The sequence below is a fragment of the Microcoleus sp. A006_D1 genome (genome assembly GCF_036702805.1).
In the GTDB taxonomy this organism is placed as follows: Bacteria; Cyanobacteriota; Cyanobacteriia; order Cyanobacteriales; family Microcoleaceae; genus Microcoleus.
Map to the genome: position 1 here is coordinate 270,793 of NZ_JAUBVZ010000006.1, position 25,455 is coordinate 296,247.

General features: G+C 47.3%; 21 protein-coding genes and 1 CRISPR repeat array (1 of these 22 only partly in view). Of the genes, 8 read left to right on the forward strand and 13 right to left on the reverse strand.

Annotation, left to right across the window (positions count from 1 at the left end):
- Positions 1-873: a CRISPR direct-repeat array (repeat unit 37 nt; unit sequence GCCGCAATCAAACTAAAACCCTATTAGGGATTGAAAC) (it extends 1,423 nt beyond the left edge of the window).
- A 24-nt stretch (positions 874-897) separates the two neighbouring features.
- The 4 genes from QUB68_RS13595 to QUB68_RS13610 form a co-directional block, all read right to left on the reverse strand.
- The gene (locus tag QUB68_RS13595; RefSeq protein WP_332993121.1) at positions 898-1,494 is read right to left on the reverse strand and encodes a hypothetical protein; all 597 of its coding nucleotides are present in this window, start codon (positions 1,492-1,494) and stop codon (positions 898-900) included.
- Positions 1,495-1,542: 48 nt separating this feature from the next.
- Positions 1,543-1,689 carry a hypothetical protein gene (locus tag QUB68_RS13600; RefSeq protein WP_332993123.1) on the reverse strand — a complete coding sequence of 49 codons (147 nt, stop codon included), beginning with the start codon at positions 1,687-1,689 and terminating at the stop codon, positions 1,543-1,545.
- 345 nt (positions 1,690-2,034) lie between these two features.
- Complete coding sequence (locus QUB68_RS13605; RefSeq protein ID WP_332993125.1) at positions 2,035-3,162, reverse strand: glycosyltransferase family 4 protein; 1,128 nt, start codon at positions 3,160-3,162, stop codon at positions 2,035-2,037.
- 450 nt (positions 3,163-3,612) lie between these two features.
- The gene (locus tag QUB68_RS13610; RefSeq protein WP_332993127.1) at positions 3,613-5,934 is read right to left on the reverse strand and encodes an IMS domain-containing protein; all 2,322 of its coding nucleotides are present in this window, start codon (positions 5,932-5,934) and stop codon (positions 3,613-3,615) included.
- A gap of 283 nt (positions 5,935-6,217) precedes the next feature.
- On the opposite strand from QUB68_RS13610, the gene pdhA reads away from it, so the two are divergent.
- Together pdhA and QUB68_RS13620 are read left to right on the forward strand one after the other, a co-directional pair.
- On the forward strand, positions 6,218-7,249 hold the full coding sequence (gene pdhA / locus QUB68_RS13615; RefSeq protein WP_332993130.1) for a pyruvate dehydrogenase (acetyl-transferring) E1 component subunit alpha: 1,032 nt from the start codon (positions 6,218-6,220) through the stop codon (positions 7,247-7,249).
- A 108-nt stretch (positions 7,250-7,357) separates the two neighbouring features.
- A complete protein-coding gene (locus tag QUB68_RS13620; protein ID WP_332993132.1) occupies positions 7,358-7,810 on the forward strand; it encodes a clan AA aspartic protease in 453 nt (150 codons plus the stop codon).
- Positions 7,811-7,824: 14 nt separating this feature from the next.
- Here the strand turns inward: QUB68_RS13620 and QUB68_RS13625 are convergent, their stop codons facing one another.
- From QUB68_RS13625 to QUB68_RS13635, 3 genes are all read right to left on the reverse strand, one after another.
- Positions 7,825-8,925: a M24 family metallopeptidase gene (locus QUB68_RS13625; protein WP_332993134.1), complete on the reverse strand. Its 1,101-nt coding sequence runs from the start codon at positions 8,923-8,925 to the stop codon at positions 7,825-7,827.
- A gap of 187 nt (positions 8,926-9,112) precedes the next feature.
- Complete coding sequence (galT, locus tag QUB68_RS13630) at positions 9,113-10,198, reverse strand: galactose-1-phosphate uridylyltransferase (protein ID WP_332993136.1); 1,086 nt, start codon at positions 10,196-10,198, stop codon at positions 9,113-9,115.
- 211 nt (positions 10,199-10,409) lie between these two features.
- The gene (locus QUB68_RS13635; protein WP_332993137.1) at positions 10,410-10,901 is read right to left on the reverse strand and encodes a helix-turn-helix transcriptional regulator; all 492 of its coding nucleotides are present in this window, start codon (positions 10,899-10,901) and stop codon (positions 10,410-10,412) included.
- Positions 10,902-11,123: 222 nt separating this feature from the next.
- Here QUB68_RS13635 and QUB68_RS13640 point away from each other — a divergent pair, with 222 nt between their 5' ends.
- Positions 11,124-11,975, forward strand: coding sequence for a hypothetical protein (locus tag QUB68_RS13640; RefSeq protein WP_332993139.1), 852 nt, complete (start codon positions 11,124-11,126; stop codon positions 11,973-11,975).
- A 63-nt stretch (positions 11,976-12,038) separates the two neighbouring features.
- Entirely contained in the window at positions 12,039-13,484 is a 1,446-nt protein-coding gene (locus QUB68_RS13645) for a hypothetical protein (protein WP_332993141.1), read from the forward strand.
- 84 nt (positions 13,485-13,568) lie between these two features.
- On the opposite strand, the gene QUB68_RS13650 is transcribed toward QUB68_RS13645, so the two are convergent.
- The 6 genes from QUB68_RS13650 to QUB68_RS13675 form a co-directional block, all read right to left on the reverse strand.
- Entirely contained in the window at positions 13,569-14,687 is a 1,119-nt protein-coding gene (locus QUB68_RS13650; protein ID WP_332993143.1) for a beta-glucosidase, read from the reverse strand.
- Positions 14,688-14,851: 164 nt separating this feature from the next.
- On the reverse strand, positions 14,852-16,729 hold the full coding sequence (locus QUB68_RS13655; protein WP_332993144.1) for a glycoside hydrolase family 2 protein: 1,878 nt from the start codon (positions 16,727-16,729) through the stop codon (positions 14,852-14,854).
- 240 nt (positions 16,730-16,969) lie between these two features.
- Complete coding sequence (locus QUB68_RS13660; RefSeq protein ID WP_332993145.1) at positions 16,970-17,326, reverse strand: STAS domain-containing protein; 357 nt, start codon at positions 17,324-17,326, stop codon at positions 16,970-16,972.
- A 108-nt stretch (positions 17,327-17,434) separates the two neighbouring features.
- Positions 17,435-18,661, reverse strand: coding sequence for a UDP-galactopyranose mutase (gene glf / locus QUB68_RS13665; protein WP_332993147.1), 1,227 nt, complete (start codon positions 18,659-18,661; stop codon positions 17,435-17,437).
- Positions 18,662-18,760: 99 nt separating this feature from the next.
- On the reverse strand, positions 18,761-20,056 hold the full coding sequence (locus tag QUB68_RS13670) for a glycosyltransferase family 1 protein (protein ID WP_332993149.1): 1,296 nt from the start codon (positions 20,054-20,056) through the stop codon (positions 18,761-18,763).
- Positions 20,057-20,926: 870 nt separating this feature from the next.
- Positions 20,927-21,964: an aldo/keto reductase gene (locus tag QUB68_RS13675; RefSeq protein ID WP_332993151.1), complete on the reverse strand. Its 1,038-nt coding sequence runs from the start codon at positions 21,962-21,964 to the stop codon at positions 20,927-20,929.
- A gap of 410 nt (positions 21,965-22,374) precedes the next feature.
- Between QUB68_RS13675 and QUB68_RS13680 the strand changes: the two genes are divergently transcribed.
- From QUB68_RS13680 to QUB68_RS13695, 4 genes are all read left to right on the forward strand, one after another.
- Positions 22,375-22,776 (forward strand): fasciclin domain-containing protein, encoded by a 402-nt coding sequence (locus tag QUB68_RS13680; RefSeq protein ID WP_332993155.1) that lies wholly within the window; start codon positions 22,375-22,377, stop codon positions 22,774-22,776.
- A 384-nt stretch (positions 22,777-23,160) separates the two neighbouring features.
- The gene (locus QUB68_RS13685; RefSeq protein ID WP_332993399.1) at positions 23,161-24,330 is read left to right on the forward strand and encodes a CobW family GTP-binding protein; all 1,170 of its coding nucleotides are present in this window, start codon (positions 23,161-23,163) and stop codon (positions 24,328-24,330) included.
- A gap of 130 nt (positions 24,331-24,460) precedes the next feature.
- Positions 24,461-24,916 carry a D-aminoacyl-tRNA deacylase gene (gene dtd, locus QUB68_RS13690; RefSeq protein ID WP_332993157.1) on the forward strand — a complete coding sequence of 152 codons (456 nt, stop codon included), beginning with the start codon at positions 24,461-24,463 and terminating at the stop codon, positions 24,914-24,916.
- Complete coding sequence (locus QUB68_RS13695; RefSeq protein WP_332993160.1) at positions 24,913-25,269, forward strand: hypothetical protein; 357 nt, start codon at positions 24,913-24,915, stop codon at positions 25,267-25,269. The genes dtd and QUB68_RS13695 overlap by 4 nt, the downstream gene beginning before the upstream one ends.
- Positions 25,270-25,455 lie beyond the last annotated feature (186 nt).

Genomic DNA, 25,455 nt, shown 5'->3' on the forward strand with positions numbered 1-25,455 from the left:
TTATGCCCGACTGGGACTGGGTATTGACAAGGCCGCAATCAAACTAAAACCCTATTAGGGATTGAAACTATGAATTCGATTTTGGGCGCGAGGACGATGAAGCCGCAATCAAACTAAAACCCTATTAGGGATTGAAACCCACCTGTCGGAGTCAGTCCAGGAGTGATGGAATTCGGCCGCAATCAAACTAAAACCCTATTAGGGATTGAAACCTTTTGGGGCGAATACAGCAATATCAACCCAGGCCGCAATCAAACTAAAACCCTATTAGGGATTGAAACTCAAATACATCATCTTCATCCTCTGGGTTTGTCAATGCCGCAATCAAACTAAAACCCTATTAGGGATTGAAACAACTGCTTCTAAAAGCATTTTTGTTACCCCTTCAGCCCGCCGCAATCAAACTAAAACCCTATTAGGGATTGAAACGTTTGGGGCGCTTATAGCTAGTGCGGGCATAATCAGCCGCAATCAAACTAAAACCCTATTAGGGATTGAAACTCGCTATCACTCCAGCAACTTATCTCCTTTGATCGTGCCGCAATCAAACTAAAACCCTATTAGGGATTGAAACTAAGTTTCTGCTTAAAGCTGTTTTTGTTGCCGTTGGCCGCAATCAAACTAAAACCCTATTAGGGATTGAAACGCCGATTTAAGGAGGGCTAATGACTAATCTTGTACTGCCGCAATCAAACTAAAACCCTATTAGGGATTGAAACACTGTGGCTCCTTCGCGAATAAACACCGAAGCGGGCCCCAAGCCGCAATCAAACTAAAACCCTATTAGGGATTGAAACCCTAATCCGCGTCCACAAACTGGGGTGCGGATCTGTCAAGCCGCAATCAAACTAAAACCCTATTAGGGATTGAAACATGAATCACTTGTTCAAGATTTTCCTATTGCATTTGGTTTGCAAAAATACCTAAAACTTTATTGATATCCTTCAGGTAATACTCTGTCGCATCCACTTTGAGGTGTTTTTCAGATAATTCCAAGAACCTCCAAATATTCCCCGAAGTAACTACTCCTAAAATAACTGGAATTTGATTTCCCTCCCGATCGTTAAAAAATTGAGCGGCTAACATTTCTGAGGCGCATTGACCAATTCCCGCCCCAATATTTTCTTTTTTAGCCTCCACCAGAACAATCACAGGAGATTTTAGAAATAATTGTTCGGGAGATTTACTGATGATATAGTCGCAGGTTCCGTTTAACCCTCGTTCAACGTCTACATTAAAATCAACTCCCGAAAACAAGCTGATTTTTGAGCCAAGCTGTTTTCTCAAATCCAGCAAAATCGGTGCAATAATCATTTCCGATCGCGCTTTCTCAGTATTGATTTTTAAAGCCAATTGTGCATTGTCTTGTAAAAATTCCGCGAGTAACGCACTAGGCTCCAACTGAGGAACGTTGGCAAAAAGGTCTACGTCTTCTGAAATAGTCAAATCAAAAGCTTTTTGGACTTTTTCTAAAGTAAAATCAGTGTAAGACATCTAAATTTTCCTGATTCTGCGTATTACATTATAGTAGGGCTATTCGTTTCATTGACGTGCGTAGCGTTCGCCTCGATTTAAAGCGGGGCGTTCGCCTCGATTTAAAGCCATCGCTACTATCATCCCCACGCCACCACAAGCCACAGCTAATGCTGCTAAATCTGGCTTAGGGAATTTCCCCGCAGCGCAGCCCAAAAATAAAGCTGCAATTACAGTGAGTGGGAGATATCTGGTCTGGCGTTCAAGTTTGGTTATACCAATTTTAAAAATCCTTGCTACAATACTCTTAGTTGAGTTTGTTTACTCAAATATTGTGGCTGGTGCGTCGATCGCTAAATTTTTCGTTTTTTTCGGATACTATCGATGGCGACACACCCTACAAATATTGTTGCATTAATTTTTCACGCTTGGTATTACTCGATGGGTGATTCTCAGCAGCAAGTGGCAATCAAATTAAACCCCTATCAGGGATTGAAACGGTAATGCACGATCGCCTGCCGCAATCAAACTAAAACCCTATTAGGGATTGAAACGCCCAAACTATAAAATTATTGGCTCAAAAATAGATTGATCCTCACTCTGTTTATCCCCCCCAATAACCTCAAACAATCGATCGACTCCACGCCTCCAAGAAAAATGCTCAGCCACAAAAGCCGGGCCCGCAATCCTAGCATTTGCAGCTATTTCAGGCCGATCGATCGCACTTTGCATCAAATCAGTCAAATGTTCCCACTCAGGAGCTAACATAAATAAGGTTTCGCCCTCAATTACCACAGCCGTAAATTTACTCTCGATCCGCAGTGCAAAGTCCGATCGCGTAAAATCATCAGTTGGGCCACCCGCAGTGCAGATTACCAGCAAACCGCAAGCCGCAGCCTCCAACACCGGCAGATTAAAACCTTCCGCCAAATAGGGAGAAACATAAACATCCGCAGCTTGGTACAACTCAGCTACTTGAGCAAAAGATAGCTGCGTGCCAGTATAAATTAATCTCGGTAAAACCCTCGCTCTTTCGGCATCATCGAGCACCACTCGACAGGCTTCCGCAATCTCGTCTCTGGAAGGATAAAGCAGTTCAGAACCTTTTAAAACCAATCTCGCATGGGGATATTTGTCAACTACCGCAGCGAAGGCTTTTAATAAAGGGCGAATGCCTTTGCGATCCGTTTGTCCGCCGATGTTTAAAAATATAAAATAATTTGACCAGCCGAAGCTGTCCCTGAGCGATTGACGCCGATCGCCCTCCGCCGGATAATAAATCTGAGGATCGACTCCCAAAGGTACAACGGCTATGCGATCGGCCTCAACGCCGCTGCGAATTAAGCCCGCCTTTGACCACGCTGAAGGTGTGATAATTTTTACTTGTGAGTTAACCGGGGTTTGGACGATCGACCTCACGCCGATCGCATCCAATACACTACGAGTAATAACTCCCCATTCTGTCGCTGCAAATACCCAAGTTTCGGCGCTGCTGGATGCTGAAAAGTCCCACGGGCAGTGCATTCGCAGCGTCACATCGGCTGACTGATTTACCGCCGGGCCCGGAATGCTGCGGAGTAATGCTTGATTTGGGCGATCGAACAAACTAATTTTCGTCTCCCAAGCTGCGTCTATGTAGGGCATATCCCGGTGGAAAAGTTCTATTTCTCCTCGCGGGCGATTCATCATTTCTAGTAGTTGAAATTGATTTGCTACGCAATAGGAATGATAAATAAAACGCCAGCCTTCAACAATTATCTGCAACTCACAACTCCGATCTAATAATTTAAAGTCATAGCAAAAGGAAGTTATTGGTTATTAGTTATTGGTTATTGGTTACTGGTTATTGGTTACTAGATGGAGGCTGACAATGCCCATTAGTATCAACTTAAGTATGAAACCTATGAGGAATTTCGCTCCCCCTCGCATACCCCCTACTCAACCCCTACTCCCCAAAATATCGGGGAGTAGGGGTTGACGCAAGAGCAGACTCTTATCCCCCCCTTATTAAGGGGGGCTAGGGGGGATCGGGGCCTAATCGTCAAACAGTAGATCCCTAATACGTTTAACGTTAAGTTGACACCAATGCCCTATGCCCTATGCCCTATGCCCAATTCCCTATTACCAATTACCAATTCCTTACTTCATCACTTGCCAGTCCATAATCCGCCACTGTCCGTCTTGGCGGATCAAGTCGTAGCGGATGCGCAGGTTTTCGTTGCGCGAAGTAACTAGCTGATCGCGATCGAACACTTCGGCCTTTTCGCTGACTTGGGCTTCTACTTCGGCGCGATCGGGATTAGTCGGATTCGTCTTAACTCCTTTAACTTGCAGCTTGTGTACGTAACGCTGGTGGGCGTTGTTTTTCTGTTGAGCTTGTGCCATCAATTCCCAGCGAGACAAAGCCGGTTCTGTCAGAACTTGCTTTAATTCTTCGACGGCGTGGTTGGGGCCCAAAGCCGCTGCTTTCGCCGACAGCCAGCTTTGAACGATTTGTCCGGCTGCTTCGTCGGTAATTGCTCCAGAGACTGAGGCGGCGGGGGCGCTGGGTTCTGGGGTCGGGGCTAGTGCGGGGATTTCTAAGGGCGGTTCATCCAGGCTGACGCGGGCTTGTTCTCCTTGCAGGGATGGGCCTGAGAGGGCTTGGATTGCACTGGCGAACAGACTGAGTATCCACCACAGGATTAAGAGGCTGAGGACGGCTGCGACTACAAGCAGAGCCAGCTTGTTTGGAGGCATGGACTTGACTTGGGCGGAAATTTGGGCGGCTAGGGTGCGCGCCCGATCGGCAAAACTGCCTGTTAGCCCTTGACCGATCGCTCCGCTGCCCCCGGTTGAATGGGGGCGCCGGCGGTGTTTGGGGGTCGAGGCTGCGGGGCGTCTGGCCTCCGCTGTCTGGTTGGGGACGGCGGAGATCGCGCCTAGTGCTGCCGCCCTTGAGTGGTCTTTGGGGCCTGAGGCTGCGGTAGAGCTGTCGGCCGGTACGGGGGTCAAGGTGACGGTACTGGCTCCCTGCTTGGTTGCGGGTGGCTGTGGGGGTGCGGGCGGGCGATCGCCCGCTGGTGGCAGTTTCCCCTGGGGCTTGCCGGAACGCGGCTGCACGACGACCCACTCGTTAGCGGTTTCGGCGTCGGAGGGCAAAGCTTCTAGGTAAGCTTGGACTTTCGGGTCAGCAAAGTAATCTTTCAAGGAGACTGACTGGTTTGCCAAGTCGCGGAAGTGTGGAAAAACTTCTTCTTGCAGCCAGTGTTCGGCGTACAAGCACAGTCCGGGCAACAAATCGGGAGAATCTTGGGAATGCTCGCGAATGAAGGCGAGGGGTTCTTTTTCCGAACTGAGATCGAGGGCTCTGCTGGCTTCTTCTGTCTGGCCCAGCAGCAGGGAACACACGGCTTTTTCGAGGTGAACGTCTTGGCGGCGGCCGAGCTGCATCAGCATCAGCTTGGCGCGGCGGATCATTGAGGGCTGTCTGGCGGCAAATCCTTGGGCTAACAGGGTGTAGACCGAGAGGTAAGTGGCGACTGCTGAGGGGCGGCCGGCTTCGACTTCAAATAGGGTCTGCTGTTCGCTGCTGGTTAGGTGTTTGCGCAGTTGCTGGACAAAGCGGAGGAAGTCTTCTATTCCTAAACCCGATCGATCGTCCCCGGAGCCGTCGATGCCGCCCCGTTCTTCCAGCATTTCTCGCAGGATTTGCAGTCCCTGGCGGCGCTCGGCGACTTTTTCTTCGGGGAGCGATAGTAATTCTAAAATGTTGTACGGACGGAGTTTGTATATGTCGGCTTGCATTTCACCCCTCACGCTTGGAAATAAGCTTTCGCGCAGCAACAGTTCTTGACCTGCTTCTAATGATTTGGCGGCATTTTGATATTGGCCTTGCTGCCACTGTTCGCGGCCGAGTTCTAGACAGGCAAGGCTTACTGTTAAAACTATATCTGGCCGCACGAGCTGTGGATCGCCGAAGCGACCTTCGGCGATCGCGATGCTGCCATTGTTGAGATACGGGCGCCCCAGCTTCTGTACGAGTTCGTATTCCCCCAGTTCTTGCAGTACGAGCAGGGCTCCTACGAATTGGTTGTCATCGATTTCAATACTTGGAGTGTGGGGGTCGGGAGCAGCGTCTAAAGCCTTGGACTCGAACGGTACGGTTTCTTCTGCGTCTTGCAGGACTGTGGCCTGCTGAGCTGATGAGGTTTTCGATCTCTGCTTGGCAGCAATTGCTGCTTCCGACTCTCGATCGTATGTTTTGGCTAAAAAACTGACATCATAAGCTTTGCGCCCGTCTGAGTCTGACAGAACGGCGCAGGCTTCATCGAGCAGTTGTTTGCGGGCGATGATCGCAACTTCGGAATACTCCCTACGCGGAAGCTGTAAAGTTCGATCGCGATGAGCCTGCTGCAACTGTTCGGCAGTAGCTTGAATCGGTAGACCCAAAATACGGTAGTAATCTAGTGGAATTAACACAGCGTCCACTTCCCCAAAAGCGCTAGCAACTGAATTAGCCTATCTTAGCTAAGGTTGGTTTGTAACAAAAGCATTAGTTATAACTTGAGGAGGGATCGATCGGAGTCGGTTCTGCCAGTCCCGCCATTTGGCTCCCAGCTTCTGTGATTTTAACAATTTGCGATCGACTGCTGTGAAAATGGGCGACCATTTTCTGCTGCGGTTGTGTCCAATCTCGGTTTACAGTGATTTGAGTATGGTTCGATTTAACCTGTCTAGTTCGCCGATCGGGTATTAATTTTTTATGGAACGGACTCTACCAGTTTTTGACGCGCAAAGCGTAACTATTTCTCGGGATGAGGGCTTGATGCTCTACGAGGATATGGTTTTGGGGCGCTTCTTTGAGGACAAGTGCGCTGAGATGTACTACCGGGGCAAAATGTTTGGTTTTGTCCACTTGTACAACGGCCAGGAAGCTGTCTCTACTGGAATCATTCGATCGATGCGCCGCGATAGTACGGATTATGTCAGCAGCACCTACCGCGATCACGTTCACGCTTTGAGCGCGGGCGTACCGGCGCGGGAAGTGATGGCGGAGTTGTTCGGAAAGGAAACCGGTTGCTCGAAGGGCCGCGGCGGTTCGATGCATATGTTTTCGGCAGAACATCGGCTGTTGGGAGGCTATGCTTTTGTGGCTGAGGGGATTCCTGTAGCTACTGGGGCGGCTTTTCAATCGAAGTATCGGCGCGAAGCTTTGGGGGATGAAAGTTCCGATGGCGTGACTGCTTGTTTTTTTGGCGATGGTGCTGCAAATAACGGGCAGTTTTTCGAGTGTTTGAATATGGCTGCTTTGTGGAAGTTGCCGATTCTTTATGTTGTGGAAAACAACAAATGGGCGATCGGCATGGCCCACGAGCGAGCTACTTCTGACCCCTTGATTTTCAAGAAAGCTCATGCTTTTGGCATGGCTGGGGTTGAGGTTGACGGGATGGATGTTTTGGCGGTACGGGAAGTCGCGAAGGAAGCTGTAGCGCGGGCACGGGCTGGCGAAGGGCCGACTGTAATCGAGGCTTTGACTTATCGTTTTCGCGGACATTCTTTGGCCGATCCTGACGAATTGCGATCGAAGGAAGAGAAGGAATATTGGTTCCCCCGCGATCCGATTAAGAAGTTGGCTGCTGATTTGATCGATCGCACTTTAGCAACTGCTGAAGAGTTAAAGGCGATCGAGAAGAAGATCGAAGCAGTAATTGATGATGCGGTAGATTTTGCAGAGAAAAGCCCCGAGCCAGATCCGAAGGATTTGTATCGGTTTATCTATGCTGAAGATGAGTAATCTTTAGCGATAATTGGCGTTTGGTTGCAGTCGCAGGTTTTAACCTGTGGCTGCACGCATTTCAAGCTATAATTGAACGCATACTTTTTATACGCAAAGAGAGGCGGTATGATAAATATCGATCGCGATAAAATTCAACTTAGCAACAATATGGGTGCAGTTCGAGTCAAAGTCAAACTAACGAATGCCATTGATGAAGAGTTAGTCAAGAGAGGATTGCTCAACCCAAATCTTCTGCGAGTTTGCGAAGCAGAAGCACTGATCGATACTGGCGCAGTACGCACAGCAATTCCTGTAGAAGTTTGCGAACACCTTGGTTTAAGAATTCGGAGTCAGGAAATAGCAAAGTATGCTGATGGCCGACAAGAAACAGTAGGATTGACTGGGCCTATTATCATTGAAATCGAAGGGCGCGAGACGATCGAGGCGGCAATGGTTTTAGGCGATATCGTACTAATCGGTCAAACTGTGTTAGAAACTTTAGATTTGCTGGTAGATTGCAAAAATCAGCGTTTAGTTCCCAATCCCGAAAATCCCGAAAGAGCTGTTTTGAGAGTTTAAGCAATCTTCAAACTCTAAACTATTTTCGGCACAGGCCGCAATCTTCCCGATACTTCTACACTCGGCCAATTCGGATCGAAAGTCAAATTTTCCAACTTCCCATCGCTACCAATTACAAACGTATCCTCAATTTTTGCTCCCGACAAGCTCGGATTCCAAGCCACAGCCATATTTGCTGCTAAAATATCTGAAGTAGCCGGATTCGCCACAACTTCTCGCGCCAAATATCCAGTAGTTCCGCCTTGATGGTGTTCGCGAATTGCTTGAGGATATCCGTGCTGTTCGTAAGCTTGTTTCAGCGTATAATAAACCGCATTCAGCGAGACTCCAGGGCGGCACAAATCCAAGGCGGTGGCTTCGATTTCTCTAACTTGTCGGTGCAACTCTGAATGCTGTTTTTCAATAGAACCAAAATAGACAAATCGGGTTAAATTTGCATACAAACCGTTTCCCCTAGCGCAGAATACTAACATGGCTTGCTTCCCGATTTGTTCGGCGGTGGCGGTGGCGTGGCGGTATAGCGGCAAACGCCTTTCTCCAGCCACTAATGTCAGGGCTGGATGCAAACCTCTCGCCCACAAAGCCTCTGCACCGGCACCTGCTAATTGATATTCTGTCCATTCAGGTTTGGCGGCCGAAAGTACCTCTGTCATCGCTTCGCTGGCTAAACGCCCGACTCGCCGGTAGCGCTCTAATTCGCTTGACATCATTGTCTGTTTGCGCGATTGTAAAGATGTGACGATCGCAGTTTCTTGGGGATGAATTGGTCGATCGCTCATGACGTTACCGCCACCAGTAATTTCTTTAACAAAAGCTTCGCGCTTTGCAACATCTGCCCAAGGATAGATGTGCATTTGAAAGTTGGCTGGAAGTTCTTCGTCTTGCAGGCGCTGGGCTTCGATTTCATCTGTCAGCACCCAAGCGGTATCGGCGGCGATCAAAAGTTCTGCAACTCCGGTTTCTGCGGTAAGCAATACTGTATGGGAAGCGCCGGCTGTGGCCCAAGCAAACCAATCTGTGCCCCGCAACCGCAGGGCGGTGGCTCCTGTTTCGATTAAGGCTTTGCGGATGAATTCGAGTTTGCAGTCAACTTCTGCATTTAATGAGTTTATCATATATGAAAGAAGAAAGTTCGGCAGCGGATTGTGTAACGGATGTAACGGATGTAATATCATGTCTGGTCGATTAACCGCAATCTTGTAGGGGCGGGTTTACCAACAATAATTGCCTAAAAACGCTCGTCTCGTAAACCCGCCCCTCCACGGTAAATCGCTACAATCTCTAAAATCTAAAATCATAAATCTAAAATAGATTGACGGATACTGCTTGCAATTCTTTAGCTTTTTCTTCGGGTAAAGCATCGTTGGCAAACATTCCCGCCGCCAGTTCGGTTCCTGCTAGGTATTTTAGCCGATCGCTCGATCGATAGGGCGGATAAAACTCAGCGTGCAAATGCGCCTCTGGGTGAGGCTTTCCGTCTGTGGGGCCTTGAAACCAAGCCATCAAATAAGGGAATTGGCGGTGCCACAAACCGTCATATTTAAGGGCGACTGTTTTTAAGGCTTTGGCAAGTGATTGACGCTGTTTTTCGGTAAGATCGATAAATGTGGCAGTTGGTGCGATCGGCGCAATCCACACTTCGTAAGGGTAGCGGGCGCAAGCGGGCACAAAGGCGATCGCATCTTCGTCTAAATACAGAATTCGCTGTTGGTCAGCAATCTCTTTTTGAATCAAATCTTGCAGCAAACCGCTGCTGTTTTTTTGATAGTAAACCGATTGACATTCTAACATCCGAGCCGGCACCGGAGGCACGAACGGATAAGCGTAAATTTGACCGTGGGGATGGTGCAAAGTTACTCCAACTTCGACGCCGCGATTTTCAAAAGGCAAGACGTATTGAATTTCGGGATTGCTGCCGATAACTGAAGTGCGATCGGCCCATACTTCTAACAGCAATTCTAAGTGACTTAACTCCAAAGAACCCAACGAAGCCAGCGGATCTTGAGTAAAGACTACCACTTCGCAAATGCCATGAGCTGGCAAAGTTTCCACAATACTTGTAGGTGGATTATTTGCCTGCAAAGTCATCGATGGAAAGCGGTTATCAAAAACAGCTACGTCGTATTTTCCTTGGGGTAATTCCGTGGGAAACTTGGGGTTAATTGTCGCAGCCAGCGGGTTGTATTCGGGCGGCGGCATGAATGTTCTGCCCTGGCGGTGGCTGGCATAAGCTACCCATTCCCCCCGCAAAGGATGCCAGCGAAAATGCGGGTTTGCTTGTACGGGCTCGTTGCTGGGACTTACTGCCGCGATGCCTTCTGGGATTGGGTAGCGGCTGTAGAGTGTCAGGGGGCGGCCGTCTGGTTTTTGCAATATTTGGGAGTGCATTTTGGTTGGGGCGGGCGATGTGTTTTGAGAGATTTCAGAAGTATAGCTTCGTGCTTTGAGAATTCGCCCCTATCTAAAGTCGCAAATTATGTTAAAAAGATACTCGGCGGTTGAAACCGCGTCTACACAAACAAAGTCCGCCTGCGCGGACTGAAGAATAAAGTGGAGTATTTAAGCATGATTTGGTATGATGCGTGCGATCGCCTTTTCGTTAGTTTGCACCATTGCCATTGATATCGAAGTTTTCTATAATGGGAATTTCTGAAGGTGAGGAAGCTACGATTCGCAGGTTGATATCAACTATGATTTGATTTTTATCAACAACTACATTTGCTTTTTTTATTAAGAATTTTATTGGTAAACAATCGCCTGATTCAGGTTCGGGAGACGGCTGAGTTTTATATCCTGCGTCCTCCAGCCATTCACAAATTTTCCTCCAGTTTTCTACCTTTTCATCAGCTTTGCCTACAAGATTTTTTACATATTGGTATAAAGTATTACAAAAATCTACGGCAATTCCCTTGGGGTTTTTACTGAGCGTTTCGGCAATTTCGGTAGGACTGTGGCCGCAGAGTAGGCCCCGTAGATGTTGTTTCTCTGTGGGCGTGAGCCGCTTTCCCTTGGCGGATGCGAGGTCTGTGTAGAGGGTTTCTAAGTCCCAGTCGCGGGCAGCTTCGGGGAAGCGATCGTTAGAGGATGCCATTGGAGGAGATAGGTTTTTGGATTTTTCCTAATCAAAGTCTAACACAATTCCTAGTGCTTATTAGTTTCTTTGTTAAGCTTGGTTAGGTTAGTATCAAAAAAAGCAGGATCGTGATTAATTTTACACCTAAAATCCGGGGAAGGCTCACTTCTTGCGAGGTACCGTTTTCTGCTCGACAGAGTTATCAACACAAACTCCTCATAATTAGGTATTTACCCGTAAATGTTTAACCACGAATACAAAAAAGAGGCACAAGAGAAGCTGCGCCGTGCAGTAGAAAAGTACCAAAGAGATTGTGAGTATTTACAAAAGGCTGCTGGCAGTCTTTATCAAAACCGAGTCAATCGTGGGGTTGAGATTATCCAACTATGCGAAAATTACATTAACACGTTGGCAAACTCGCCAAAAGAGTTTAGCAAAGTCGTTACAAAACTGAAGTTTCAGCTCAAGGAAATTACTGGCGAAGATTGGGATCTAATTTATTCGGCTCATAACAGCAATGTAGCCGCAGCAGGTGGTGCAGGAGTCATGGCAGGAGCAGGAGTTGCCCTTTTGGGGCCAACAGCAGCGATGGCAATTGCCACAACTTTCGGAACAGCCTCAACGGGTACTGCGATTGCTTCCCTTTCCGGTGCGGCGGCTGTGAATGCGGCTTTAGCTTGGTTAGGAGGTGGCGCTCTTACTGTGGGTGGTGGCGGTATGGTGGCTGGAAATGCGCTGCTGGCACTAGCAGGGCCCATTGGCTGGGGGATTGGTGGTGTAGCTTTGGCTGGTAGTGCTTTGTGGAAAAGTAACGAGAATGAGAAAATTGGTGACGAAGCCAACAAACGCGCTATTGAAATTGAAGGTGATACAGCTAAAGTCAACATAACCAAGAAAGAAGTAAACTTTCTGAAAGAGGAAACCGTCAAACTAGCTAACTTTATTCAAAGTGAACTGCAATTCTTTAAGAAGAATGCACCTTTGAATTATTTGGATTTTAGTCAATCTCTCAAACAAAGGATAGCGACTTTAATCAATTCCATTAATTCCCTGAGCGAGTCGCTTAAAAAGACCGTAGACCTTAAAATGTAATTAAAATTTGGAGTGCAGCATTGTTTTCTAGCAATTGGGGAGCAATGCTGCAATTTTTTAAATATGGAAAAAACAGAAGATAGACATCTGACAACTCAATTCGTTGCTGCAATAGTAGCCGAGGAAAATCTGCGCCATGCAGAACAGCTTGCAAGGGAACTCAGTAAACAAGACCGAGCTTTTTTTGCAGCGGTCGGGGAGATTGATAAAGTTCGTGATTTTGTAGGTAGCCCCGAAAAAATTCTGGGAAACACAAGCACAAAACACGGTGAAATAGCTGAGCAAGTGGAAGTTGGTATTCGCAATGCAAAATCTCTTTTGAACTCCTCTGAAACTCGCGCTACTTTTGAAGGAGTGGGTAGAACAGCACCGGAAGATTATTTAATTGATGGTATTAAAGTACAGTCTAAATTTGTGAATGGGATTGGCAATAATTTAGACCACGTTCTCGACCACATGAACAAATACGAAAACTTTGGCAGAGATGAGTCATATTACCATATCCCTAAAAACCAATATGAAATTATTGATAAAATATTGAAAGGGCAACAAGTCGAGGGAATAACAAGTCGTACTGCTCAAAAAATACAAGAAAAAGCTCAAGAAATAGAGCAGATGTCTGGTCGTCCTTTCAGTCAGACTGTTCAAGCTGGATCGTCTAACTATCAAGATGTGCAAATAGGCAAAGTTGACGATACGCTAGACCGCAAAGAGCATGAATTAAAGCAAGAACACAAACAAATTAAGGATGGGATACGCGACGAGGCTCAACCTACTCTGGCTGATTTTGGTAACGTTGCTGTTAAAGGCGCGGTTATTGGTGGTAGTATTCGATTTGCTACTAAGCTTTATGCTAAGCATAAGCAAGGTAAAAACGTTTTTAAGGGTGAGTTAACCCCCGAAGACTGGCAAGAAATTGGAATTGATACCGCAAAAGGAGCAGCGCTCAGTGGTATATCGGCAACGGCTATTTATGGGTTAACCAATTTTGCCCAAATGTCTGCTCCTTTAGCTGGTGCTTTTGTTAGTGCAGGTATGGAAATTGCTAGTTTAGTCGTTAGTTTGAAGCGAGGGGAAATTACTGGCGATCAATTCGTTGAATTAAGTTTATTTGCTTGTGCTGATTCAGCCATTGTTGCTGCTGGAGCTACTATCGGACAAGCTTTGATTCCGATTCCTGTTGTTGGCGCTGTCATTGGTGCGATCGCGGGTCGAATGGTGACTGGTTTTTGCAAGCAGTTATTGGGACAAGATACTCATCTTGCTCGACAAGTGGAACAATATTATCAACAGTCCCTCGCTAAAATTGACCGAGCTTACAAGACAGCCGTTGCTAATCTTCTTGCTACCTATGAACGACTAGGTAACTTAGCGGAAGCAGCTTTTGACTCTAACTTAAACCTTGAATTGAGATTGCAAGCTAGTATCGAATTAGCTGAAGCTTATGGCGTTTCTGATTCCAAGATTATTCACAATGTAGATGAGCTTGACTCTTTTATGCTGGGTTGAGCGAATACAAAGAAAATCAAATTTAGTATTGTTAACGCAGATTTAGTATAAGGTGCGCCGAAGCGCACCCTACAGAAGCAATCATCAATCTCGCAACTTCACCAACGGTTCAATCTGCTGTCTTTGAAACTGCAATTCATCCGCCAAAGGCTGATAAATTTCTCGATCGCCCTTTTCATCGCAATAATCCCACAAACCATTGTAACAGTGGCGATCGTCGTCCCAACCCGGATGGTTGACGATCGGATACAAACAGACTCCCTCTACCGGAACTCCTGCTTTCAGCGCTGCCGCTACCTCAGTGCACACATAATTAAACCAGACAGGTCTAAAATCGTCTTCAGTGCCTGTTTCTGCGACGAATAAGGGGCGGCCGTAGCGATCGAACACTTCTCGCAGCAGTTCGCGAAACGGGCGGTACAGCTTATCGGTGTATTTCATCGGATCTTCATTGTGAATCCACTGATTGCGATCGTAATAATTCAACCCAATAATATCGAGATATTTTTCCTGGCCGCCGAGTTCGGGGCGAAAGCGTCCCGCCAACATATCCCATGCTTGATATTGAGATAAACGATAACCTTCCGCCGCGTCTCGATCCTGCGGTTTGTCAGGATCGGCAATAATGTTAATTACGGGGTCGATTTGAACTATGCGGCTGCGGGGATTGATTTCCCAAACTGATTCTATCGCTGCGATCGCTGCTTTAATTAACTGGATTTTGAGTTCGTCTCCGCGCCCCTCCGCAAAGGGATTGATGTAGGCGACATCACCGCCGGCCCAGGCAATAAATGAAATTTCATTGACAGGTGTCACGAAAGGTGTTTGGTCTGTTTCGTCAGTTAGCACTTGCATAAAAGCGCGCACCATCTTGGCAAATCTGGACACGAATTCGGGACTGAAAATATCAATATCGTCGGGCCAGCCGTAGTGAAACAAATCCCAAATTACCTGCATTTTGGTGTCGCGGGCGGCGCGAATTATGGGCAGGGCGCTGGAAAAATCGTATTGTTCGGGCGACTGTTCGATCAAGTGCCAGCGGAGGCCTTCGCGGACTGTGTAAATGCCTTGCTGTTGCAAGCGTTGGTAGTCGGCGACTGCGAATTTATCGTGGCCGGTGGCCGCTGTGACATCGAGGCGTTTTCCCGATCGCAATTTGTGCGTGGAACATTCAAAACCGCCCATGAAAAAACTTTGAAACATTACTGGTTATTAGTTATTGGTTATTGGTTATTGGTTATTGGTTATTGGTTATTGGTTATTGGTTATTGGTTATTGGGCATTGGGAATTGTCAACTAATAACTAATAACTAATAACCGATGCCCTGTTTGGCCAATGCCCTGTTTGGCCCATTCCCAATTCCCAATTAGCACTGAGTGACAGATTCCGGCGAACTTTCGGGAATATCCCAGCCGAGAGTTGCCGCCGCGATCGCCTCTAGGGGAAACTTAGGAGTGCGATCGGCATACAGCAAACCGTTAGCTTCTTGGAAAGTATCAGTCAACTGCGTGTAACAAAATCCGCTGAACATTTCCACTCGGTTTACCACCTTCAGCAGCGCCGTATAGCGCTTTTGCAGTTCAGATGTATCCGACGCGCGCACGTAGCCCCAAACCCTGTGAAAATCAGGGTTTTCGCGGCCCGCGCAGGCGATGCCGCCGAATTCGGTCAGCATCACCGGCTGTCCTTGGTGCGGGTGCCCGTCCAAGGTGAGGATGCGCCCTCCCGGACGCCCGCGATTGAACAAATCGGCTAACTGGACTTCGGGCCCGTAGCGCTTGGCTAGAGTTTGCGAGTTGTTGTCGTAGTCGTGAATCGCCAGGATGTCGGTATCGGTGCTTTCCCAACCGTCGTTGCTAATTACCGGGCGAGTCGGATCGAGGGTTTTTGTCAAGAAATACAGCGCTTGCACGTAGTGGCGGTGGGCTGGCGCTTCCACTAAATTGGGAACTCCCCAAGATTCGTTGAAGGGCACCCAGACTACGATACAGGGATGGCTGGCGTCGCGGTCGATCGCTTCCGTCCACTCCCGCGTCAGCCTGTCAACGGCCTTGGGAGTGAAGCGGTAGGCGCTGGGCATTTCTTCCCAAACTAGAAGCCCCAGCACGTCGGCCCAATACAAAAATCGCGGATCTTCGATTTTTTGGTGTTTGCGCACGCCGTTGAAACCCATGGCTTTGACTAATTCGACATCGCGGCGCAAGGCTTCGTCGGAGGGGGCCGTCATCAGGGTGTCGGGCCAATAACCTTGATCGAGCACCAGTCTCAGGTAGTAGGGGCGGCCGTTGAGCATGAAGCGATCGCGCTGGATGCTGACAGTCCGCATCGCGGTGTAAGATTTAATCTCGTCGAGCAGTTTGCCGTCGGCCCACAACTCCACTTGAGCGTTAATTAATGTCGGTTTTTCGGGACTCCACAGCAGTTCGTTGCGGTAGTCGTCGATACCCGGGTCTGAGAGGGCGATGCGGCGGTGGATTTCGCCGTTGATGACTTCGTAGGTGTCGTTGACCAGCAGCAAACAGCCGATCGACAGTTTAACTTTAATCTGGATTCCTGACTGGCGATCGCCCGCCACAAACGCTTCAAAACCGATTTCCCAGCGTTCAAACTGCGGAGTCCAGCGGATGCGATCGATATAAGTGTGAGGTACCAATTCTACCCAGACTGTCTGCCAAATGCCCGTCGTGCGCGGATACCAAATGCTGTGCGGTTGCACTTGCCAATCTTGCTTGCCGCGCGGTTTTGCCAAATCTTGCGGGTCATCCTGGGCCCAGACTGTCACCCGCTGCGGGCCGATGGGGTTAATAACTGCTGTAATGTCTGCGCTGAAAGGAGTGTGCCCGCCTTCGTGTTCCATGACAAACTGACCGTTTACCCAGACGCGGGCGCGGTAGTCTACGGCGCCGAAGTGGAGGAGAACTCTGCTTTCTGTGTGGGGTATCTCAAATTCGCGATCGTACCAGCAGTTGGCGTGAAAATTCGTGTCGCCGATCCCGCTTTTTGCTGACTCGGGAACAAACGGCACTTCTATAGTGTGACTCCAGTCGGTAATGTCGATCGGCTGCACGCAGCGTCCCGCGTCGTCATAAGCAAACCTCCACTGACCGTTCAGACAAATCCAGTTGCTCCGGCGCAATTGCGGGCGCGGATAACCTGTTTTGCGCCCTTGAACTGTCACCTTGCTGTCTAGACTGAAAGACTCTTCAATATCGCAATTTTCTAGTTCTCTACCTAACCAACTCATCGGCACATCTACCCGAAGTTATATTTATAGGTTAGCGACAATTGCCCCGACTTTCACAAGTTTTTTTTGCTGATTAATTTGCAAAAGTTGTGCACCTTAAAACAGCCTCATCTGAAAGCTCTCTCCTGCTGAAGTCCTGAGTCCTGAGTCCTGAGTCCTGAGTCCTGAGTCACAAAGAAGGAAGATTTTTACCATCCCCCACTCCGACACTCCGACACTCTCACTCTCTCACACTCTCCCCTAGCTAGCAACACTTTGCAAACCTCCTAACGGTTCAGCTAGGTCACTTTTGAGAGGAACTTCTTCCTCCGGCGGCAAACACTGAAATATTTGTTGTAGTCCCGTCAGTTCAAATAGCATTCTAACTTGTTCGCTCATCGCCGATATCAAAAGTATACATTCGCTGTCTCTAACTAATTTCACGATCGCCACTACAGCCATCAACTCCGCATTTTTTAAGAAATTGATATTTGAGAAATCCAGCATCAGAATTTTGCCACCGCTTTCAATTAGGCGCTCTATTTCTTTCTGAAACTGAGGAAATTGAGATTTTTCCAAAACATCATGAGACAAAACTATTTTAACTATAACGCTCATTTTCACCTCAACCCTGATTTTAATTGTTACATAACTTTTGAGTAAAGCCGAGTAAAGTGCGCGCGGCCGCACCTTACCTTTTTGCCCTTACCAAATCACAGCTACCACTTAGTTGGTAGCAGATTTGCCGTTGCCGTTGACAGCCGCTACTTCGACAGAAGCTGTGGCTGGCATCTCGGAAACTGCCTTTGACGAGCTTAAATTAGAGGCAGAACCGTTAAGATTTTCCACAAATTCAATCACCGGCTTGCTAGTAATTTGAGTGTAAGTTGTCAGAGCTTGAGCGACAACTTGATCCATATTGTAATACCTGTAAGTCGCCAGCCTTCCCACAAAAGAAACTCCCGGAGTTGCATCAGCCAAAGCCTTATATTTCTTGTAAATCTCAGCATTCTCTGGACGCGGAACCGGGTAGTAAGGGTCTCCCTCAGCTTGGGGATATTCATAGACAATGCTAGTTTTTTGATGCTCTTGTCCGGTGAGGTATTTAAACTCGGTGCAGCGAGTATATAAATGCTCGTTCGGGTAATTTACCACTGGTGCTGCTTGGTGTACGGGTACATTCAACGTTTCGTGCTTGAATTCTAAGGAACGGTAAGGAAGTTTACCGTAGCAATAATTGAAATAGGAATCGACCGGCCCGGTGTAAATCATTTCCCCGTAAGGAATAAAACTCTCAATCTCGCGGTAGTCGGTATTCAGCATCACCTTGATGTTTGGGTGAGACAGCATCTTTTCAAACATCCGAGTGTAGCCGTGCAGGGGCATTGCTTGATAGGTATCGGTGAAATAGCGATCGTCCCGGTTAGTGCGGGTGGGCACGCGCGCAATCACTGATTTGTCAAGTTCCGACGGGTCAACTCCCCACTGTTTGCGGGTGTAGTTGCGGAAGAATTTCTCGTAAAGTTCGCGGCCGACTTTGCTGACAACGACATCTTCGGAAGTGCGAATATAATCCTTTGGTTCAGCTACTTTCGCGAAGAAATCTTCAACTTCAAATGATGTGAGATTCAGTCCGTAAAGTTTGTTTACTGTGTTGAGATTGATGGGAATTGGCAGCAGTTGACCGTCCACGCTGGCGAGGACGCGGTGTTCGTAGGGGCGCCACTCGGTGAACTGCGAAAGGTACTCGAAAACTGGGCGCGAATTGGTGTGAAAAATGTGGGGGCCGTATTTGTGTACCAGGATGCCGTGGTTGTCGTAGTGGTCGTAGGCATTACCGCCGATGTGGTTGCGGGTATCAATTATCAAGACTGTTTTGCCCGCCTGAGTTGCTAGTCTTTCGGCAATGACGCTACCTGCAAATCCGGCTCCGACAATTAAATAGTCAAACATTAAAACACCTCTGATTTTGGGTAATTGGTAATTGCTAATTGGTAATTTGTAATTGGTAAGTGGTAAGCTAGTATTGTTGAGTGTTAAACATCAACATTTCTAACTTAAGACTTTCATCCTGCCTTCGGCTTTCTGTCTTGTGCCTGCGATCGCACTTTCGATCAACCCCAGCATTTCGCCCCAGGTATTGTCCCAAGAATTGTCTGCTAAAAAGGCGTCAACTTCGCCCAGCCACTTAATCCGAGCCTCCGAACTTTCTCCCATAATTTCTTCAGCAGCAGCAACGAATTCTGCAACATTGCTCGCAATCCGAACCAAGCCGTTTTCTCCGTAGGGCCGCACCACGTCGCGGATCGGAGTAGAAATCACCGGTTTGCCGGCAGCGAGGTATTCGGGAGTTTTCGTCGGACTAATAAATTTAGTCGATTCGTTAATTGCAAAAGGCAGCATTGCTATATCCCACCCGCCTAAATATGCTGGCAGTTCTTGATAAGATTTGCCACCGAGATAGTGTATGTTTGGGTGAGTTGGTAGAGTTGCAGGATCGATTTTCACCACCGGGCCAATGATGACTAAATGCCAGTCCGGTCTTGCTTCGGCAATGCCGCCCAGCAGTTCGATATCCATGCGTTCGTCTATGACGCCAAAAAATCCCAAACGCGGGTGAGGAATATCTTTTTGATCCATCGGTTCTTCTGAAAGATTCCGGGCTTTAGCAAAGTGTTCTTTTTCGATGCTGCTCGGGAAAGCATGAATGTTTTGGTGCTGGTGCTGTTTGGCTTCGTAGAGGCTGTGTCCGCCTGTAAAAACGACGCTGGCGCGCTTTAATAGTTGTTTTTCATTTGCTTTTAAATCCGGGTGCGCGCCTTGGAATGCTGACAGTTCATCCATGCAGTCGTAGACTACAGCTAGCGGCTTTAAGTGGTTGGTGAAACTGACAGCCATTGGTGTGTAATACCAGAGGATGTATTGGCTAATTTCTGCTGATTGCAACAAATCATCTAGCATGGCTTGCTGAGCAGTTTGTGCTGTTTCTTCGCTGATTCCTTCACTCAGGTGCGGTACTATTACCCAGACTCCACTTTCGTGAATGCTGACATCAAGCCACCAATCTGTTGCAGCGCTAAAAATCGGTTCTTCTATAAAAAATACGCGGCGTTTTTGGGCGCAGCGCCCCAAGAGATGTTGCGGACGCTGATAGACGAAATTCCATCGCAAATGAGACAGGCAAACTAAATCCGGTGCATCTAAAGCAGCAGCTTTTGATAAGCGCAATGCGCCGGAGGGAGCGAATTGAGACGGCGATTTTGCTGGGTCTATTGAGGTAAATCGGATCTCCCATGCTCGACCTTTATTGCTATAATTACTGTTGATTGAATTTGCTGGGGGGGACATAATTAGCCTCGGGAATTTGTCAATTAAAATTTGTCAATAGGGTATGGTTCTCAGCAGTGTCTTACTGAAAGTTGCAAGCATAAATCTGAGAAGTTTTATTGACGAGCAAGCGCCGCATTCATTGGGCTAAACAAAGCAACTGCTTAGCTGCGGAAAAACACGCTTATCTGCTTTTTTCAGAATTGAAACTGGAGATGCAGTTAATATTGTTAGACTTGCTATTGTTGTTAAATCTAACTCAGTTTTTCTGCCATTACTTCTATCTGAAGGATGACTTCGTTCTCAGGGCGCGTCTAGCTTGCACGCTTGGTTGAAAAGCGGTTAAAATGCCGATCGACCTTGTAAAATGACTCTTAACTGGCAGGTACGGGATGAAAATGGATCGAGTTTTATGGCTGTATTTGGTAGAGTAGAGAAAATTTGCGATTCCCTACCCTACCCTTCGGGAACCCCTCCGGGGAACGGGAACGCACGCGCGTTCGGGATAGCTTCGCCGCCCGTGCTTTTGTTGCGCTTTGATTTGACAAACCTCGCCTTTTTTAAACTTACCCGATCGCAGGTTTCAAAACTTTGTATCCTAATATACATTTTTTAGTTAGAAAATTCTGACTTTCGATAGATGAAAAAATAACAGTTTATGAATTCGGGTTAAACTCACATCGGACACCATTCTCAACAATACGAGAGAAACCAGGTAACAGCCAGGATAAACCTAGGATTTTACGCGAGTCTGCGGCCAGAAACCAAGGTGACGAGATTGGTGCAAAATGTGAGGGTAAACTGACCCCGAGAGCACCAATCTCAATCATCCGTCTCAGGAAGGGTTCACCAATATCTGGGTAAACCCGCGATTAGAAGATAGCAGCAACGTTAAAGTCGGTGGCTGTCAATTTTGGCGATTCCCCCTCCAAAGGCAAAATCTTGGATAGTCGAACTGTTTAAGAAATCGTGGGGGAAACCCAATTCAATTGCACTTGCTGCATCTAACTGCTGCATTTGTTCGGGAGTTAATTCAAATTCCAAACAAGCGATATTTTCTTGAAGTTGCGAGAGTTTGCGCGAACCAATAATTGGAATCACATCGATTGGTTGCTGGCGCAGCCAATTCAGGGCTACTTGAGAAGCAGGTTTGCCAATTTCGGCTGCTATTTTACTAACTTCAGCAGCAATATTGAGGTCACGTTCGCTAATTTTTCCAGATTCAGGTGAGTTAAGCCGTTTGGCTTCGCCGGCAGTTTCTGAAATGTTATATTTTCCGGTCAGCAAACCGCCGGCTAGGGGGCTCCAAGCTGTCACGCCAATATCAAAGGCTTTTGCCATCGGTAGCAAATCCCGTTCGGGAGTTCGCTCTTTTAAAGAATACTCGATTTGCAAGCCGATAAATTGTGTCCAACCGCGCAGTTGGGCGATCGTATTTGAAGAAGAAATAATCCAAGCTGGTGTATCGGAAATGCCGATGTAAAGAACTTTGCCGGCGCGTACCAAATCGTCAAAGGCGCGCATTACTTCTTCGACTGGTGTGGTAAAATCCCAAGCGTGCAGCCACAGCAAATCTATGTATTCAAGTTGCAGCCGTTTCAAACTTGCTTCTACTGATTGCACCATATTTTTGCGGTGGTTGCCGAAACCGTTGATGTCGCCATTCTTCATGTTCAGGCTATACTTAGTGGCAACTACCCATTTTTCGCGATCGCCCCCGATGAAATCGCCGACATATTTTTCGCTGGTACCGTTGGTGTAGAGATTCGCGGTATCAATGAAATTGCCGCCTGCTTCTGCAAAGCAATCAAACATTTTACGGCTTTCCTCGTAGGAACCGCCCCAACCCCAGTCTTCCCCAAAAGTCATGGTTCCGAGGCAGATTTCGGAAACGCGCAGTCCGCTGTGACCTAGTAGTTTATATCTCATGTCACCCATCCGTTAGTTAATGGCTGTTAACAGTCTAGATCGGGATTTGCCGAACTGTTGCCATAAGTAGGTGGTGGCTTTTTGCGCGTTAGCGCCGAGCTTGATGTTGAATGTTTTGTCAATTTAATCAAAATCTCGTAGCTGGCGGGGCCGGGCGCCATCGCCCTTGGGTTTACTTTCAACACCACGACGGCGATCGACCGCTCAATGTATTTAGGATCACATTGCCTTAAAATACAGTAAAATTTGTTAATTTTCATCTATCTTTAGATAGGTATTTACTGGAATAAGCTATAAAAAAATGTTCTATCTTATATAAAAAAACTAAACTGAACGAAAAAAAAATATGTAGCTAAATTAACTTTTTAGCGTTATAGTAGTTTACAGAATACAAAACCTAGGTGACTCACTTGGCTGACATCGTTGATACCGCCGTTTCGGCAGGCTCTTTTACAACCCTAGTTGCTGCTGTCAAAGCTGCTGGTTTAGTAGATACTCTCAAAGGCGCCGGCCCCTTCACAGTTTTCGCTCCTACAGACGAAGCTTTTGCTAAGCTTCCCGCAGGTACTGTAGAAGCACTGCTTAAGGACATTCCTAAGCTCACAAAAATCTTGACTTATCATGTCGTTGCTGGCAAAGTCATGGCTGCTGATGTAGTCAAGCTGACATCTGCCAAGACAGTTGAAGGTTCTGAAGTGAAAATTGATGCTTCCAGTGGCGTCAAAATCAATGATTCTACCGTTACCACAGCCGACGTTGTTGCTGATAATGGCGTCATCCACATCATCGATTCAGTCTTGCTTCCTGCGTAAGGACAGACTTAGATAGTGCAATACTATCTTGAGGGCGGTGGCTGTTGTTAGCCACCGCCCTGTTTTAGTTTAAATTAGTTGAAATTTAAATATTTTAGGCAGCTTGATAATTAAAATAATTTTAAAACTATTCTAGAGCAGCGGGAATTGGCCGATCGCACTCGCAAAAGTCTGCCCCAAATTTGTCCCTGCTGGATTTAGGGGGAAAACAGGCTGCAAGCCAACTGCCTTTGCACTGTTGGGCTGATTTGCGCTTGATGCGTAGATGCCATATCGCCAAACCCAAAATTTATCCGCTCGACCGGGTTTACGAGGCTTTATCCTAAGTAAGATAGAATGAGAAGCACAAGGAAAGTGCGATCGACATTATTTGACAGTCAAGCTATGCAATCTACAACTCAGTCCGAGACAGAAACGGCGATGGACGCTCCCAAACACGGCTTACCCGTTACCATCATTACAGGATTTCTCGGCAGCGGCAAAACAACCCTGCTCAACCACATCCTGAGCAACCAGCAAGGTTTGAAAACAGCAGTTTTGGTCAATGAATTTGGCGAAATCGGCATCGACAACGAACTAATTGTCACCAGCGACGACAACATGATTGAGCTGAACAACGGCTGCATCTGCTGCACAATTAATGAAGATTTGGTTAATGCAGTTTACAAAGTTTTAGAACGTCAAGAAAATCTCGACTATCTAGTAGTAGAAACAACCGGACTCGCCGACCCGCTGCCAGTTGCTCTAACTTTTTTAGGCACAGAACTGCGCGACCTGACCCGTCTCGATTCGATAGTTACAGTAGTAGACGCAGCCAACTATAGCTTAGATTTGTTTAACTCTCAAGCAGCTTACAGTCAAATAGCTTACGGCGATATTATTGTCCTCAACAAAACAGATTTGGTTGAAGAAGCAGAGTTAGATTTGTTGGAAGTTAAAATTCGCGATGTCAAAGAAGGTGCTCGAATTCTGCGAGCCGTAAAATCGGAAGTTCCCCTACCGCTTATCCTCAGTATAGGATTGTTTGAATCGGGAAAATATTTCTCTGAGGAAACTCCTAGCGCTCACGATCATAGCGCTCACGATCATCACGAGCACGACCACCACGACCATAGCGCTCACGGACACGAACATCACGACCATAGCGCTCACGATCATAGCGCTCACGATCATAGCGCTCACGATCATAGCGCTCACGGACACGAACATCATGACCACTCCGACCATTTAGAAAATGACGGATTTACCTCAATTTCTTTCCAAAGCGACCAGCCGTTTTCTCTAAGAAAATTTCAATATTTCTTAGACAATCAACTACCAACAAACGTGTTTCGTGCGAAAGGGATTATGTGGTTTGAAGAAAGTCCCAAACGGCATATTTTTCACCTGAGCGGCAAACGATTTTCGATGGACGATGACGAGTGGAAAGGTGAGCCGAAAAATCAACTTGTGATGATCGGTCAGGGCTTGGATACCGAGACTTTGCGATCGCAAATCGAAAACTGTCTTTCTACGCCTTCCACAAATCGCGGCAAAGGTTTTGGGAAAAACTAAAGGTTGAAAATTAAGCAGAACAAACGTGCGCTAGCTAGAAACCCGGTTTGTTTCGTCGAGACTTCGCGGCCAAAACCAAGATTTATCCGAGAAACCGGGTTTCTTTTCATAATTCCTCTTCAGATTTCAAATGCGAGTCATCATCCAACGAGTCAAATCATCTCAAGTCCAAGTTAATGGTGAAATTATCGGCAAAATCGGCTGCGGACTCAACTTGCTTGTAGGTATTGCAAACACCGACACCGAAGCAGAACTCGACTGGATGGCTCGCAAATGCCTAGAATTGCGTTTGTTTCCCGACACAGCCAGGGATATCGGCCGCTGGGACAAGTCCGTACAAGACATCGGCGGCGAGTTGCTGGTTGTCAGTCAGTTTACGCTCTACGGCGACTGTCGCAAAGGTAGACGCCCTTCGTTCGACCAAGCAGCGGCTCCTGAGCGAGCCTCCATTCTTTATGAGAAATTTGTCGAAAAGTTGCGCCAGAGCGGCTTAAAAGTTGAAACAGGGCTGTTTGGAGATCAGATGCAAGTCTCTATAGAGAATGACGGCCCGGTGACTTTGGTATTAGAGAGAGAATCGGCTTGAATTGTTGGCAGACAGCCCAGGCGGTGCGCGGTGCACACCCTACTTTTCCGATCTTCCTTCGCGTTCTTAGCGTCTTTGCGGTTCGTTCAAAAAAAAGCCGTTGGGCGTTTTACCAAGAGCAAATTTGCAGATTCACCGGGTTTCCCAACTGCTGTGGCGTAGGCTTTGAAGATAAAGCAGTTCGCTACACTCTGCCGACTCTCGATTCCACAATCTGCGACGCCCAAAACCACCTCAAAGGGCCAGTTGGTAAATTGTCCACTCAGCGGCCCCGGAACACCGTCCATCTTTGTCGCGATCGCCCTACCAACATTACAGCTCAGAATGCTTGTACAGTAAGGGTTGAAGCCTAATAAAACTAATCTTCCACAGCCAGCGCTTAGAATCAGATTCAGCAGCCAAAAACTGTTGCATGAGAGAGTGGAACACTGACATCACTGCGATTATCTCTACTTCCCTATATTCAATGTATAGAGAGTTGAATCAGCACAGCAAGCGAAACCGCCAGCAACTGTTCTCCTCGCCCACTCTACGCTACT